Raw genomic sequence first — 14,532 nt, 5'->3', positions numbered from 1 at the left:
GCCGTCACGCGTCCCCGACGCCATCTAGGAACACCAGAGGGTCAAAATCTTCGGGCTGATCATCCAGCCATTCTTCGGCCGCCGCCAATTCATCAGACTCGTAGGTTTCAGGCTTCCAGATCTGGAACGTGTCCCCAGCGGCAATAAAGAAGGCTTCACCCTCTAGGTCAATCTTGCTGCGCAGCTTGGCGGGTAGAACCAGACGCCCGGTCTCATCCACGTTTGTCGGAAAGGATTGTCCGTGGAACATGCGCTGCAGTGTCTTCCGCTGCATTGAACCCCGTGGAAGCGCATCAATCTTGGCGTCAACTTCGTCAATCGCCTGCATGGTATAGCATTCAAGGAATTTGCGCCGGTGGTCGCCATAAACAATTACAAGTTCGGGATTGTCACCGGGCTGCCAGTTGGGGTCAGAAGCCTCAAGCACACGGCGAAACGAGGCCGGGATCGAGACCCTGCCCTTCGTGTCCACCTTATGGTGGCTTTCACCTCTAAACCTGCGCGCCAAGACGACTGTCCCTTTCGCTTGCGCCCCACTTGAAATTCTCACTCCCCCCAGAATTAAAACGGCGGGTTGATCTGCTGCCACTGATCAACCCGCCGCATTGACCCGCTTTGCGGGATGTCCAGCTGCGCGCGCCACCTGGGGGGATGTCTGCTCGCCCGCGCGCCGGATCTCTTGATTGATGAAAGCGAGATGCCTGTATGAAACCTGATTTTATTGGTTCGGGGTCGTTTAGCGCCCCATGTGCCTCGTCCTCATCGGATAACCAAGGGATGGCATGGGAATTCATGGAAATCAATAGAAAATTTCTCACACTCACGTCCCAACTCACAATGTAATCGATAAGAAAATGAATAGAAACTCTATTTATACACCAGAATTAGAACACAACTACCTCAAAGCAACCATATATAGACAAATCAGAGAAATTATGAGCATCCCATGAATTCCCAACATTTTTTCACTTTCATCGATTCCCGGTAGATAGAGCCAGCAAATCCTCCATTCCAAACTACGAATCAACAAAGGTGGCTCGGTTCCCACGCACTCCCAAGTTACTAAAAACCACCTGAACCCACGATTTCCCATATACGCACGACCACAGCCATTCGGCTTCTTCGATAACCGTACCGAAGCAATCGGACCTTACGTCACGATCCTATGGTTTTCAGTGGAACCGCATTAGAAGCGACACCCTTGGCGCAACTCAAACCCATATTTTTAAGGCATATTCGATTGCCAACATTCAACTCTTTGATATCCATGCATTTGCTGCATAGCAGCATTGACGACGTCAACTATTGTGCAATCGCAGCATTTGCTTATTTTCATCCTCAAGCAAACGCCGAAACACTTCGGCACCAACATACGAAACGGGTTACGCAGATGGGTGTAGCAACACAACAAACCGCTCTGAGAAGCGCTCCGGCATTCGGCCTGGCTTCGATGATCGAAACCGCAAAGACCCGGTTTGCACGCTATCGGGCCTACCGCCAGACGGTTAACGAACTGTCCGAGCTGTCCGATCACGAGTTGGCCGATCTGGGCCTGCACCGCTCAATGATCCGTCGGCTGGCAATGCAGGCCGCAGAAGAACAATTCGCGCGTTAAGCGCACAGCAATACAGAGATCAGACCCTACTCCTCCCTTGGGTCTGTAATCTGCGGCAACGTCTCTCCTCCTCCCTGACGTTGCCGCCTTTTATACCGGCCCTGAACGCCGGAAGCAGATACATCGGGGCTCTCCTCCTCCCTGCCCTGATGTTGAAAGTACGCGGCGACGTCTCTCCTCCTCCCTGACGTCGCCGCGTCTTCCTCATACCGGGATCAAACCCGGGTTCGGATACATCGGGGCTCTCCTCCTCCCTGCCTTGGTGTTGAAAAGAACGGCGGTTTCCTTCCTCCTCCCTGGGAACCGCCGTTTTTCGTTTCTCCCAAAGAAAAAGGCGCCCACCCAGGCGCCTTTCAAAACATTGAGCATGCGCCGTCAGGCGCATTCCTTTTGGTTAAAACGGTACGTCGTCCTTCGGAAAAAGATACTGGGCAACAACCTTCTTGGTGCCCGCCTTGTCGAACGCGACCTCAACCTTGTCGCCCTCGATGCCCTCCACTGCGCCATAGCCGAATTTCTTGTGAAACACCCGCTCGCCCAGCGTGAAACTTGCCACCGCGGTTGCGTCGATCACCGTGTTGCGGGTTTCGCGCGGTTGCGACATGCCATATTGTCCCTGCCGCGCCTGCAGCCGTTTCCAGCCGGGTGAGTTATAGACATTTGCCTCAGCCGCGCGGGTTTCGATCCCGGCCGACGGCTGCCCCCCGCCATAGAGCCCCGGAGGCGTCAGAACCTCGACATGCTCCTCGGGCAGTTCGTCAATAAACCGTGATGGCATCGAATTCTGCCATTGCCCGAACACCCGGCGGTTGGCGGCGAAGGAAATCGTACAGACCTCTTCGGCACGGGTGATGCCCACATAGGCTAGACGCCGTTCCTCTTCGAGCCCCTTGATTCCGGTCTCGTCCATCGACCGCTGCGACGGGAACAACCCGTCCTCCCAACCCGGCAGGAACACGGCGGGAAACTCCAGCCCCTTGGCCGCATGCAGAGTCATGATCGAGACCTTTGCCCCATCCGTTTCCTTTTCATTGTCCATGACCAGGCTGACATGTTCCAAAAACCCTTGCAGGTTCTCGAAATTGTCCAGTTGGTTGACCAGTTCCTTGAGGTTTTCCAGCCGGCCCGGCGCCTCGGGCGTTTTCTCATTCTGCCAATGGGCGGTATAGCCGGATTCATCCAGCACGATCTGCGCCAGTTCGATATGCGTGCGCTCGGGCGCGCCATAGCGGATCGGAGACACCCCGTCATCAATGACGGTGTCATCATCCACTTCGATCCGTGGTCCGCGTGTCATCGCATTCCACCGAGCCAGCCCGTCGATCAACTCGCGCAGCGCCTTGCCACCCTTGCCCTTGATCAGCCCCTGCTCGACCACGATCCGCGCCCCTTCGACCAGGGACACCCCGTTTTCACGCGCCACCACTTGAATGGTCTGCTGCGCCTTGTCCCCAAGGCCGCGCTTGGGCGTGTTTACGATCCGCTCGAACGCCAGATCATCCTCGGGGCTGACCGCCAACCGGAAATAGGCCATGGCATCGCGAATCTCCATCCGCTCATAAAACCGCGGCCCGCCAATCACCTTGTAGGGCATCCCAATGGTCAGAAACCTATCCTCGAACGCGCGCATCTGGTGCGACGCGCGCACGAGGATAGCCATTTCGTCCAAGTTCATCGGGCGCACGCCACGCGTCCCGCCCTGCATCGCGTCGATCTCTTCTCCGATCCAACGCGCCTCTTCCTCACCATCCCAATGTCCAATCAGGCGAACCTTTTCACCCTCTTCTCTGTCGGTCCAAAGCTCTTTGCCCAACCGGCTTTCATTGCCCCGAATAACGTTCGAAGCCGCCGCCAGAATATGCGGGGTCGAGCGGTAGTTCTGTTCCAGCCGAACGACAAAAGCACCGGGAAAATCTTTCTCGAACCGCAGGATGTTACCCACCTCAGCCCCGCGCCAGCCATAGATCGACTGATCGTCATCGCCAACACAGCAGATATTCTTATGCCCCCCGGCCAGCAGACGCAGCCAGAGATATTGGGCGACATTGGTATCCTGATACTCGTCGACAAGGATGTAGCGGAACCAGCGTTGGTATTGCTCCAGCACATCCGGGTGGGTTTGAAAGATCGTCACCACGTGCAACAGCAGATCGCCGAAATCCACCGCATTCAGCTCACGCAGGCGGGTCTGGTATTGGGCATAAAGCTCAATGCCTTTGTTATTATAAGCTCCGGCATCCGCAGCAGGCACTCTATCTGGTGTCAGCGCGCGGTTTTTCCAGTCATCAATGATCCCGGCCAGCATCCGCGCAGGCCAGCGTTTGTCGTCGATATTGGCTGCCTGAGTCAGTTGCTTGAGCAAGCGCTTTTGGTCATCCGTATCCAAAATGGTAAAATTCGACTTGAGGCCCGCCAGTTCGGCATGGCGGCGCAACAATTTGACGCAGATCGCGTGGAACGTTCCCAGCCACGGCATCCCTTCGGCAGGTCGGCCCAGCATGCGCCCGACCCGTTCTTTCATCTCGCGCGCGGCCTTGTTGGTGAAGGTCACGGCCAAAATCTCGTTCTCGCGTACCCGATGCGATCTGAGCAGATGGGTGATCCGCGCGGTCAGTGCCTTGGTCTTGCCCGTGCCGGCACCTGCCAGCATCAAAACCGGACCGTCCAGCCGCTCGACCGCTTCGCGCTGTGCCGGGTTGAGGTCGTTCAAATAGTCGGCAGCCACCGCAGGCATCGCCCGCGCCGACAGCGATGCGCCCTCGAAGGCGTCCATTTCGTCAAAACTGCTCATACTCTCAAACTACGCCGGATGGGCGCAAAGGGAAAGGCTTTGTTCACGGCTTGTTCACAAGCTTTTAAGATTTTCCTTGCGTTCAATTCTAACCAAATGAAGCGGTGTTCGACTGATGCCATTAACTCTCTGTAAAGCCTTAGGTCAGATGCTTGGCTCAAAGGTTTGGGAGCATATGGATATGGCATTGGCTGAGCGGGGGACGATCAATCATCGACTCAAATGGACCGGGATCACCCTATTGCTGATCAGCCTCGCCATTGGAGCGGGCTGGGGTGTCTATAGGCTCCCTGCGCCCTTGGTGGAACGGATGCTGCGGACAGATATCCTCAAGCAGTCAGAATTGTGGAAACGCCGCGTTGTTTTGCATCTTGAAGACCCCGAAACAACGCTGCGAACCGGCCATATAGACGGGCATGACGCAGAGTTTCTGACCTCGATGCCCGAAGCATCGGATGTCTACCGGTTCAGGTTGTTCGACACGAGTGGACGCGTGGTCTGGTCCACTCGTCAAGGTGAGGTCGGCCTGCGCGAAGACAGCGCGTTCTTTCGCGCCGATGTTGCCCGGGGAATGGTGTACTATTTACAAGAGGTTGTGCCCCTATCCGAGATTGACGGCCTGGACTTGCACACAGGCAACATTCAGAACTCCAGTGCGCATCACATAGTCAAAGTCTTTATGCCGGTTACAAAAAACGGTCGCTTCATCGGTGCGATAGAGTTTTTTACCGATATCTCGGATTTGCGGGCGACCTTCATAACCCGGCTGAGAATTTCGCTGATCGTTCTAAGCGGTGTGGCCCTGTTGGCACTGGCGATGGTGTCATTGGTGACCTACAGGACCAACCGGGCGCAACTGCGCTCTTTGCACAAACAATCCGAGAAAGAGCGTGATCTGATGGCTGACCAGTTGCGGCTGGCGCGTGAGGTGCGGCTGCTAGGGGAGCTGAACGAGTGGCTGCAATCCAGCCGTTCTCTGGATGAGCTGTTCGACATGGTCTCACGTTTTATGACCCATATCCTGCCCGAAGCAGAGGGCAGCGTTTACGTCTACTCGAACTCGCGCGATGTGCTTGATGGCTGCGCCAGTTGGAACGGCGGCACCCATAAGGCACATATCCACCCAGAGGGTTGCTGGGGCCTGCGCCGAGGACGCACATATGAATTCGGCGCCTCAGAGATTGACTTCATCTGCGAGCATGCCGAACCGCATGACGGGCGCCAATATTTCTGCTTTCCGATTCTGGCTCATGGCGAGACGGTTGGATTGTTGCATCTTCGGGCACATGAAAACTGCGAAGAAGAGTTTCACGTCAGCAGGAAACTGGCGCAGCTCTGCGCTGAACAGATCAGCATGGCCATTGCAAATGTGAGGATGCGCGATCAGCTGCACGACCAGTCCGTGCGTGATCCTTTGACCGGACTGTTCAACCGTCGTCATATGACGGAAACCCTGCGCAAGTCTATTTCACGCAGTCAACAGACCGGTGTACCGCTGAGCCTGATCGCCGTTGATGTCGATCATTTCAAGAAGTTCAACGACACTCATGGCCATGATGCAGGTGACATGGTGCTGCGCGCAGTCGGAGCCGCCTTGGAACAGGGCTGTGACCGGGACGAGGTTGCCTGCCGTATTGGTGGAGAGGAATTCATGCTGATCTTGCCGGACAACACCCCGGATGACGCGGTGAGCCGTGCCGAGAAGTTACGGCAGTCGGTCGAAGCGGTTTCGGTCCGATACGGTGACAAGTCGCTGCCGCGAATAACGATTTCGGTTGGTGTATCGCATTACCCGGCGCATGGCACCATGCCGCAAGATTTGATGCGCGCCGCCGATGACGCGCTGTATATGGCAAAAGACAAAGGGCGCAATCAGGTGCAAGTCGCCAAGGGAACGCCAACCGAAACCGGGTCCGCTGATAGCAACGGCCAAAAGGTTCGGACTTCAGGCCCAGTCGCGGCGGCGTGAAGCTCTAGCTAATACTTAGCAAAAACTTCAGTTACTCGGCGCCTGACTGAGCGGGCAAGGTAGCCACTTCTATACTTGTTAGCTTTCACCAACATCTTGGCCACATCGCGATCTTGCCAACCGTCCTAGTCAGCCCTATCGCTTTTGAGCGGCACAATCCCTAGACTCTTAAACGGTCGGTGATCTTTCAGAGGATTGGATAAAGAAGTAACGCAATAATTTGAGGCAAGCAGCACGCAAACGATCTGCCAAAAACCTCTCGGGGCTGCACATCCACGATAACCGGACACGGTCAGGCCTTTCGTTCCCAACGTTCTTGAAGTCAATCGGCTCGGCACCCGGCACGACCATGCGCGCAACTTGCCTGCTGTGTCGAAACTTGGGAAAGCACCTGCCGACCGTGGCCAAAAAGTCTTTAATGAACACGCCAAATCACGCCGCAATTCACCAGTCTTGATGCCGCAGCGCAGCAAGGCTATCAAGCATTCACCAACAGGAGGCGTTTGCGAGCGTTAACATGCCGGTTCTACCCAAATCACCGATATACCTGCGCGTATTGTTCGCCTAGAAGTTCGCCAAACAAACAGGACCGGGACCTGATATGACACATTTCGACAAGATCCTGATCGCCAACCGCGGCGAGATTGCTATTCGCGTGATGCGCGCTGCGAATGAGATGGGCAAACGCACAGTCGCCGTATATGCGGAAGAGGACAAGCTTGGCTTGCACCGTTTCAAGGCGGACGAGGCCTATCGCATCGGCGAGGGGATGGGGCCGGTTGCCGCTTACCTCAGCATTGACGAGATTATTCGCGTGGCCAAGGAATGTGGTGCGGATGCCATCCACCCGGGCTATGGCTTGTTGTCGGAAAACCCAGATTTCGTGGATGCCTGCGTCCAGAACGGGATCACCTTCATTGGACCAAAGGCCGAAACCATGCGCGCCTTGGGCGACAAGGCCAGCGCCCGCCGCGTGGCCATCGCCGCCGGAGTTCCGGTGATCCCTGCGACCGAAGTGCTGGGCGACGATATGGACGCGATCCGGTCACAAGCCAAAGAGATCGGATATCCCCTGATGCTCAAAGCATCCTGGGGCGGAGGTGGCCGCGGCATGCGCCCAATCGAATCCGAGGGCGAACTGGAAGAAAAGGTCCTGGAAGGCCGCCGCGAAGCCGAGGCTGCCTTTGGCAATGGCGAGGGCTATTTGGAAAAGATGATTATCCGCGCCCGCCATGTCGAGGTGCAGATTCTGGGCGACAAACATGGCGAAATTTACCACCTGTATGAGCGCGACTGCTCGGTCCAGCGCCGTAATCAGAAAGTCGTGGAACGCGCGCCTGCCCCGTATCTCAGCGAAGAACAACGCGCGGAAATCTGCGAACTGGGCCGCAAGATTTGCGCCCATGTAAATTATGAATGCGCAGGCACCGTCGAGTTCCTGATGGATATGGAAACCAGCAAGTTCTACTTCATCGAGGTGAACCCGCGCGTTCAGGTGGAACATACCGTCACCGAAGAAGTCACAGGTATCGACATTGTGCAGGCACAGATCCTGATCGCCGAGGGTAAATCGTTGGCCGAAGCCACCGGCGCCGCCAGCCAAGCGGATGTGCACCTGAACGGTCATGCCCTTCAGACCCGGATCACAACCGAAGACCCGCAGAACAACTTCATTCCCGACTACGGTCGCATCACCGCATACCGCTCGGCTACTGGCATGGGTATTCGCCTGGATGGCGGCACGGCCTATGCGGGTGGTGTAATCACGCGGTACTACGACTCGCTGCTGACCAAGGTCACGGCCTGGGCCCCGACGCCACAGGCCGCGATTTCGCGAATGGACCGAGCGCTGCGCGAATTCCGTATTCGTGGCGTCAGCACCAATATCGACTTTGTCATCAACCTGCTGAAACACCCGACCTTCCTGTCGAATGAATACACCACCAAGTTCATCGACACGACGCCCGAGCTGTTCACCTTTAAACGACGCCGTGACAGGGGCACCAAGGTTCTGACCTATATTGCGGATATCACCGTGAATGGGCATCCCGAAACCAAGGATCGTCCCGAACCGCGTACCGATCTGAAAGAGGCCAAATCCCCGGCCCTGAAAAGTGAGCCGCAGATGGGCACCCGCAACTTGCTAGAACAAAAGGGCCCGCAGGCGGTGGCCGATTGGATGAAGGCTCAGCGCCAGTTGCTGATCACCGACACCACGATGCGCGACGGGCACCAGTCGCTGCTGGCGACGCGGATGCGGTCGATCGACATGATCAAAGTGGCCCCGAGCTATGCGGCCAATCTGCCGCAGCTGTTCAGCGTCGAATGCTGGGGCGGCGCCACTTTCGATGTGGCTTATCGGTTCTTGCAGGAATGTCCGTGGCAACGTCTGCGTGACCTGCGCGAGGTGATGCCGAACCTGATGACCCAGATGCTTTTGCGCGGTGCAAACGGGGTTGGATACACCAATTACCCCGACAACGTGGTGCAGGAATTCGTTCGTCAGGCGTCAGAAAATATCGACGTGTTCCGCGTCTTCGACTCTCTCAACTGGGTCGAAAATATGCGTGTCGCGATGGATGCGGTGGTCGAGAACGGTAAAATCTGTGAAGGCACCGTTTGCTATACTGGCGATATTCTGGACCCGAACCGTGCCAAATATGACCTAAAATACTATGTTGGCATGGCGAAAGAGCTGCGCGATGCCGGGGCTCATATTCTGGGCCTGAAAGACATGGCCGGCCTGTTGAAACCAGCCTCGGCCAAGATTTTGATCCGTGCGCTGAAAGAAGAGGTCGGGTTGCCAATCCACTTCCACACGCACGACACTGCCGGTATCGCCAGCGCCACCATTCTGGCCGCCTCCGAGGCGGGTGTGGACGCAGTGGATTGCGCGATGGACAGCTTCAGTGGCAACACTTCTCAGGCGACATTGGGCACTGTGGTCGAAGCGCTGCGCCATACGGAACGCGACACCGGCCTGGACATCAAGGCCATCCGTGAAATCAGCGACTATTTCGAGGTGGTCCGAGGCCAGTATGCGGCCTTTGAATCTAGCCTGCAGGCCCCTGCATCCGAGGTATATCTGCACGAGATGCCCGGTGGCCAGTTCACTAACCTCAAGGCTCAGGCGCGCAGCCTTGGCCTGGAAGAGCGTTGGCATGAAGTGGCGCAGATGTATGCGGACGTGAACCAGATGTTCGGCGATATCGTCAAAGTCACGCCTTCGTCAAAAGTGGTTGGCGATATGGCGCTGATGATGGTCAGCCAAGGGCTGACGCGCGCCGATGTCGAAAACCCGGACTCGGACGTGGCCTTCCCGGATTCGGTCATCGACATGATGCGCGGCAATCTGGGGCAGCCTCCGGGCGGGTTCCCTGATGCGATCATCAGCAAGGCGCTTAAGGGCGAAAGCCCCAACACTGACCGCCCCGGCAAAGACGTACCCCCGGTCGATCTGGAGGAAACGCGCGCCGAACTGTCCAAACAACTGGACGGCAAAGAGGTCGACGACGAGGATCTGAACGGATACCTGATGTATCCCAAGGTGTTCCTTGATTACATGGGTCGCCATCGGATCTATGGCCCCGTCCGCACCCTGCCCACGCGCACATTCTTCTATGGAATGGAGCCCGGCGAAGAGATCGCCGCGGAAATCGATCCCGGCAAGACTCTGGAAATTCGCTGTCAGGCCATCGGTGAAACCGATGAAAATGGTGAGGTCAAAGTGTTCTTTGAACTGAACGGTCAGCCCCGTGTGATCCGGGTGCCAAACCGTTTGGTGACATCAACCACGCAGGCCCGACCCAAAGCAGAAATCGGCAACCTCGCACATATCGGCGCACCGATGCCGGGTGTCGTGGCAACCGTTGCGGTTACTGCGGGACAAGAGGTCAAAGAAGGCGATATGCTTTTGACCATCGAGGCCATGAAGATGGAGACTGGCATTCACGCCGAAAGGGACGCCGTAGTCAAAGCCATCCACGTTCAGCCAGGCGGCCAAATTGACGCCAAGGACCTGCTGATCGAGCTGGAATAGCAAAAAAAGGCGCGCCTCTGGGGCGCGCCTTTTCCATTTCATTGGGTTAAGGTTCAGCCGTCTACGGTTTCTTCTTCAACCTCATCTTCGACCAACTCCTTTTCTGTTTCATCATCAAAAACATCATAATCCGCAAGCGCCGGCAGACCCAGCAGGTCGTGCAGCTCGTTCAGGGCGTCGTTAGACAACTCGCGACCGCCGGTCAGAGTATCCAGAGCCTCTTGCGGGTCGGAAGATCCGGCCAGGTTTGTCTCGGCCTCCTCTACAGCCAGCTCAGCCTCTTCGACCGCTTCGTCGTACTTGTCCTGAGCGGTGATGCCCTCGGCAAGCTCGTCCTCGGTCGGCTCATAGGCCTCTTCGATCTCTTCTGCGGTCAGTTCCTGCAGGTCTTCCAGATCGTCGTTCTTATCCTACAGATCTGTCGTCGCGTCGGTATGACCAAGGATGTTCTGCTGATAAGAGTACAGCTTTCCTGGCATACTGTTCGGGGACGCATTCATAAGAGCCGTTTGGCTGGCATGGGCCGCGTTCAGACCTTTAAGCTCCGATGCAATTTTGCCGTGCTTGTTGGGGTGAACCGGCTTCTCATCAACGACAGCAGTGGTAACTTTGGTCATCTTGGCAGGTTTCTTATTGCCCTTGACCAGATTACCAATCGAAGCGACCAGCCCGTTTTTCTTTTGAGTCGTAGCGCCCGTTTTGGCAGTTTTTTGCTTTTTCAGGCCAAGACTGGCGAGCAACCCTTTGCCCGTCCCCTTTTTACCCAAGGACTTGCCACCTTTCACCTGTGAGGACTTGTCGCCAGACTTATCCGCGCCGTTCCCATTTCCACCACCATTGCCTTTGCCACCGCCATTGCCGCCGCCATTTTTGGCGATGGCCATATCAGGTGCGGCAACAACTGCCACAAAGCTTACAGCGCCAAGCAGCAGAAATGAGGTGCAACTACACGCGAAAGTAACAAGAACCGCTTCATATTATTCACCTGTCCTTCTTGAGCAGTGGCAGCAGATACCACAAAATCAAGCACCTGAGATAACGTTGACAGTTAGTTAATAATTGAATTTGGGTAAAACGGTGGCCTTTTTCGGCGTGAGCGACCCACCGCGCTCACACCGCCAGCACAATATTGGCTATTGCAGCTACGAGGATTGAACCAAATGTCAACAGCATTCCGATTTGCCTGAGGATAACGATCTGCGGAGACCTGCCAAACCCATATGCATGAAGCAGGCGACCACCCAGCAAGGCCAATCCCAACAGGTTCAACAGCAACCCGCTGGCGCCCTGCAATTCAACCATTGCCATCAATAACAGCGCAAACGGCGCGTATTCGGCGAAATTGCCATGAGTTCGGATCGCCTTGATCATTTGCCCCTTGCCACCATCCCCGTAGGAAACCTTTTCGCCCCGTCGGTGGCCAATGACCCGAAGGCTCAGCGCCAGATACAAAAAGGCGGCTAATGCCGCATAAACCGGTGTAATTGTCAGCATGGGTGGCTCCGTCTATTAATATTCCTAAGCTCTGGGCAAAGCTTAACGCGGAATCTCGACCGGTCCAGTTGAACCGGGCTGCTGCTACGCGAGGTCAAGTCTGTCTGGATTTCCTCCGCACGAGAAGATTTTTTGCAAAAGTCGCGTTTTTCCCCTTGCAGCTTTCCGCCAGAATTAATACTTCACGCCTCACTCAACGGCGCGGGCGTAGCTCAGGGGTAGAGCATAACCTTGCCAAGGTTAGGGTCGGGCGTTCGAATCGCCTCGCCCGCTCCATTGAGAGGTCTCCGGACCAAATATGTATCTGATGCGGGCGTAGCTCAGGGGTAGAGCATAACCTTGCCAAGGTTAGGGTCGGGCGTTCGAATCGCCTCGCCCGCTCCAGATACAAACCCTCTCACTCAACGCTGTTTTCTTATGGCGCGGCCTGCTGAAAAGCATGACCCGCGTATATGTTCATATGCCGCAACCGAACAAAGCCGCCTTCACATTGGCCGCGCGGACGGCGCGTAAGAACGTCTTTGACACCGCGCCGAAGTACTCCAATCACGACCCGGACCGAATCTTCCGCGTGACCACGTTTGAGCAGGGCTAGAAGGCCTTGAACGTCATTGTGGTCAGCGAGCGTTCTATACCCGAGATCACCAGCAGATTTTCATTGATGAAATGTCCCACATCCTCGGCCTCGGGGATGTAAAGCTTCAGCAGCAGGTCATATTCGCCGCTGGTAGAGTAGAGCTCCGAGTGGATTTCGCGCAACGCGATCTCTTCAGCCACCTTGTAAGTGGTGCCAGGTTTGCAGCGGATCTGGATGAAAACACAAGTGGACATGGGCCGAGCCTTGTTGGTTGAGTTGGCCGCAGGCTGACATGGGCTGCGCCCGGGCGCAATCCCCTGCAACAGTTTGCGGCGATTGCGACGGATGGTCTGGATCAACCCGCCCTACCCCGTCTATAAGCACGCCTGTAGTAAAAGGAATTCGCCCATGCGCAGCGCAAAGATCAGCCGTCAGACCGCCGAAACCGAGATCACGGTCAAGGTCAATCTGGATGGGACTGGCCAGTATGACAATCAGACCGGCGTCGGTTTCTTTGACCACATGCTGGATCAGTTAGCGCGCCATTCTCTGATCGACATGACGATCCGCGCCAAGGGCGATTACCACATCGACGACCACCACACGGTCGAGGATACCGGAATCGCACTGGGGCAAGCGTTGACACAGGCCTTGGGCGACAAAAAGGGCATCCGGCGGTATGGCGAATGTCACCTGCCGATGGACGATGCACAGGTGCGCTGTGCGCTGGATCTGTCAGGGCGACCGTTTCTGATCTGGAACGTAGACCTGCCGACACCCAAGATTGGCACCTTCGACACTGAACTGGTGCGCGAGTTCTTTCAGGCGCTGGCCACTCATGGCGGCATCACGCTGCATTTCGACCAGTTGCACGGGTTCAACAGCCACCACATCTCAGAAGCGGCGTTCAAAGCTGTTGCGCGCGCATTGCGCGACGCGGTTGAGACTGATGTGCGCAAAGCAGATGCGATTCCGTCGACCAAGGGCGCGTTGTAAATGCTCACCGCCATTATCGACTATGAAAGCGGCAATCTGCATTCCGCTGAAAAGGCGTTTCAGCGCATGGCGCGGGAACTGGACGCCGGCGAGGTCGTAGTAACTTCAGACGCGGATGTCGTTGCACGCGCCGACCGCCTGGTGCTGCCCGGCGACGGCGCTTTCCCTGCCTGCGCGGCCGAGCTGCGCGGGCACAAGGGTATCTATGACGCGATGGTCGAAGCGGTCGAGCAGAAAGCCCGCCCATTTCTGGGTATCTGCGTGGGTATGCAGCTGATGGCCTCGAAAGGTCATGAGTACACTGACACTGATGGGTTGGACTGGATTGCTGGGGATGTGGTGCAGATTGCGCCGTCAGACCGGTCGCTGAAAGTGCCGCATATGGGTTGGAACGATCTGGTGTTGGAAAGCGAACACCCTGTCTTTGCCGGGGTCACATCAGGCGATCACGCCTATTTCGTCCACTCATACCATTTCCGGGTCAGCGATCCGGCACAGCGTCTGGCCTATGTGGATTACGGTCAGGACGTCACGGCCGTGATTGGCCGTGACACTATGGTCGGGATGCAGTTCCATCCTGAGAAAAGTCAGGATGTTGGCCTGCGCATGATCGGGAATTTCCTGACCTGGACGCCCTGAGCGGTTACTGAACCCGTGTCCAGTCCTGCCCGCGACACACCAATCCACCCGCAACACAACCTTTGACGGTCAGTTTGTTCTGGCTGTCCAGGGTCATTTTCGAGCTGTAGGTCTTGTCTCTGTCCGGAGCCCAGATCTTGCCCCCGCCATAGGTGCCGTCGCCATCGGGCACCATATCCCAGATGATCTGCTTGCCGAGGTTTTCATATTCCAACTGTTCATTCCCGTCTTTGTCAAAAGCGGTATCGATGGTACCGCAAATCGCGCTGCCGCATTCGGCAATCGAAACATGCAGATATCCGCCGGTGTCTCCGGGCTGGGTTTTCCAAAGACCGTCAACCGGGTCGGCCGTCGCCGCTCCCGAAATCAGAGATGCCAGCCCCAAGGCTGCTGCAAAAGTTGTTTTCTTCAT

13 protein-coding genes and 2 tRNA genes are annotated in these 14,532 nt (G+C 56.4%); 8 read left to right on the top strand and 7 right to left on the bottom strand.

The window, feature by feature from the left end:
• Positions 1-4 precede the first annotated feature (4 nt).
• Positions 5-472, bottom strand: coding sequence for a division/cell wall cluster transcriptional repressor MraZ (mraZ, locus tag AC2FIC_RS01200; protein WP_246097158.1), 468 nt, complete (start codon positions 470-472; stop codon positions 5-7).
• A 918-nt stretch (positions 473-1,390) separates the two neighbouring features.
• Here mraZ and AC2FIC_RS01195 point away from each other — a divergent pair.
• Entirely contained in the window at positions 1,391-1,615 is a 225-nt protein-coding gene (locus tag AC2FIC_RS01195; RefSeq protein WP_496690905.1) for a DUF1127 domain-containing protein, read from the top strand.
• Positions 1,616-2,009: 394 nt separating this feature from the next.
• On the opposite strand, the gene AC2FIC_RS01190 is transcribed toward AC2FIC_RS01195, so the two are convergent.
• A complete protein-coding gene (locus tag AC2FIC_RS01190; RefSeq protein ID WP_496690906.1) occupies positions 2,010-4,406 on the bottom strand; it encodes an ATP-dependent helicase in 2,397 nt (798 codons plus the stop codon).
• Positions 4,407-4,587: 181 nt separating this feature from the next.
• On the opposite strand from AC2FIC_RS01190, the gene AC2FIC_RS01185 reads away from it, so the two are divergent.
• Both AC2FIC_RS01185 and AC2FIC_RS01180 read left to right on the top strand, forming a co-directional pair.
• Positions 4,588-6,375 carry a sensor domain-containing diguanylate cyclase gene (locus AC2FIC_RS01185; protein ID WP_142635191.1) on the top strand — a complete coding sequence of 596 codons (1,788 nt, stop codon included), beginning with the start codon at positions 4,588-4,590 and terminating at the stop codon, positions 6,373-6,375.
• A 601-nt stretch (positions 6,376-6,976) separates the two neighbouring features.
• Entirely contained in the window at positions 6,977-10,414 is a 3,438-nt protein-coding gene (locus tag AC2FIC_RS01180) for a pyruvate carboxylase (protein ID WP_496690907.1), read from the top strand.
• A gap of 53 nt (positions 10,415-10,467) precedes the next feature.
• Here AC2FIC_RS01180 and AC2FIC_RS01175 read toward each other — a convergent pair whose 3' ends face one another.
• The 3 genes from AC2FIC_RS01175 to AC2FIC_RS01165 all read right to left on the bottom strand — a co-directional run bounded on the left by AC2FIC_RS01175 (position 10,468) and on the right by AC2FIC_RS01165 (position 11,908).
• Positions 10,468-10,602, bottom strand: coding sequence for a hypothetical protein (locus AC2FIC_RS01175; RefSeq protein ID WP_496690908.1), 135 nt, complete (start codon positions 10,600-10,602; stop codon positions 10,468-10,470).
• A 222-nt stretch (positions 10,603-10,824) separates the two neighbouring features.
• Positions 10,825-11,298, bottom strand: a complete 474-nt coding sequence (locus AC2FIC_RS01170; protein ID WP_496690909.1) for a hypothetical protein — start codon at positions 11,296-11,298, stop codon at positions 10,825-10,827.
• 226 nt (positions 11,299-11,524) lie between these two features.
• Positions 11,525-11,908 carry an MAPEG family protein gene (locus AC2FIC_RS01165; protein ID WP_496690910.1) on the bottom strand — a complete coding sequence of 128 codons (384 nt, stop codon included), beginning with the start codon at positions 11,906-11,908 and terminating at the stop codon, positions 11,525-11,527.
• Positions 11,909-12,109: 201 nt separating this feature from the next.
• On the opposite strand from AC2FIC_RS01165, the gene AC2FIC_RS01160 reads away from it, so the two are divergent.
• The 3 genes from AC2FIC_RS01160 to AC2FIC_RS01150 all read left to right on the top strand — a co-directional run bounded on the left by AC2FIC_RS01160 (position 12,110) and on the right by AC2FIC_RS01150 (position 12,503).
• Positions 12,110-12,184, top strand: a tRNA-Gly gene (locus AC2FIC_RS01160).
• 33 nt (positions 12,185-12,217) lie between these two features.
• Positions 12,218-12,292, top strand: a tRNA-Gly gene (locus AC2FIC_RS01155).
• A gap of 55 nt (positions 12,293-12,347) precedes the next feature.
• Positions 12,348-12,503, top strand: coding sequence for a hypothetical protein (locus AC2FIC_RS01150; protein ID WP_496690911.1), 156 nt, complete (start codon positions 12,348-12,350; stop codon positions 12,501-12,503).
• Here AC2FIC_RS01150 and AC2FIC_RS01145 read toward each other — a convergent pair.
• Entirely contained in the window at positions 12,500-12,739 is a 240-nt protein-coding gene (locus tag AC2FIC_RS01145) for an Lrp/AsnC family transcriptional regulator (RefSeq protein WP_142636899.1), read from the bottom strand. The two genes, AC2FIC_RS01150 and AC2FIC_RS01145, sit on opposite strands and share 4 nt — an antisense overlap.
• Before the next feature lie 154 nt (positions 12,740-12,893).
• Here AC2FIC_RS01145 and hisB point away from each other — a divergent pair, with 154 nt between their 5' ends.
• Both hisB and hisH read left to right on the top strand, forming a co-directional pair.
• A complete protein-coding gene (hisB, locus tag AC2FIC_RS01140; RefSeq protein ID WP_496690912.1) occupies positions 12,894-13,481 on the top strand; it encodes an imidazoleglycerol-phosphate dehydratase HisB in 588 nt (195 codons plus the stop codon).
• Positions 13,482-14,120, top strand: coding sequence for an imidazole glycerol phosphate synthase subunit HisH (hisH, locus tag AC2FIC_RS01135; RefSeq protein ID WP_496690913.1), 639 nt, complete (start codon positions 13,482-13,484; stop codon positions 14,118-14,120).
• A gap of 4 nt (positions 14,121-14,124) precedes the next feature.
• On the opposite strand, the gene AC2FIC_RS01130 is transcribed toward hisH, so the two are convergent.
• Positions 14,125-14,532 (bottom strand): DUF2147 domain-containing protein, encoded by a 408-nt coding sequence (locus AC2FIC_RS01130; RefSeq protein WP_496690914.1) that lies wholly within the window; start codon positions 14,530-14,532, stop codon positions 14,125-14,127.

The organism is Ruegeria sp. CDSC079 (assembly GCF_059610505.1).
Note: the sequence above shows the minus strand (reverse complement) of the source record. Positions and strands in the feature narration are given on the sequence as shown.

Bases quoted from the DNA above. Each gene is read 5' to 3' on its own strand.
- hisH (WP_496690913.1), top strand. From the start codon at position 13,482: ATGCTCACCGCCATTATCGACTATGAAAGCGGCAATCTGCATTCCGCT.
- AC2FIC_RS01145 (WP_142636899.1), bottom strand. From the start codon at position 12,739: ATGTCCACTTGTGTTTTCATCCAGATCCGCTGCAAACCTGGCACCACT.
- AC2FIC_RS01150 (WP_496690911.1), top strand. From the start codon at position 12,348: ATGACCCGCGTATATGTTCATATGCCGCAACCGAACAAAGCCGCCTTC.
- AC2FIC_RS01170 (WP_496690909.1), bottom strand. From the start codon at position 11,298: ATGGCCATCGCCAAAAATGGCGGCGGCAATGGCGGTGGCAAAGGCAAT.
- AC2FIC_RS01185 (WP_142635191.1), top strand. From the start codon at position 4,588: ATGGCATTGGCTGAGCGGGGGACGATCAATCATCGACTCAAATGGACC.
- AC2FIC_RS01195 (WP_496690905.1), top strand. From the start codon at position 1,391: ATGGGTGTAGCAACACAACAAACCGCTCTGAGAAGCGCTCCGGCATTC.
- hisB (WP_496690912.1), top strand. From the start codon at position 12,894: ATGCGCAGCGCAAAGATCAGCCGTCAGACCGCCGAAACCGAGATCACG.
- AC2FIC_RS01130 (WP_496690914.1), bottom strand. From the start codon at position 14,532: ATGAAGAAAACAACTTTTGCAGCAGCCTTGGGGCTGGCATCTCTGATT.
- AC2FIC_RS01165 (WP_496690910.1), bottom strand. From the start codon at position 11,908: ATGCTGACAATTACACCGGTTTATGCGGCATTAGCCGCCTTTTTGTAT.
- AC2FIC_RS01180 (WP_496690907.1), top strand. From the start codon at position 6,977: ATGACACATTTCGACAAGATCCTGATCGCCAACCGCGGCGAGATTGCT.
- AC2FIC_RS01190 (WP_496690906.1), bottom strand. From the start codon at position 4,406: ATGAGCAGTTTTGACGAAATGGACGCCTTCGAGGGCGCATCGCTGTCG.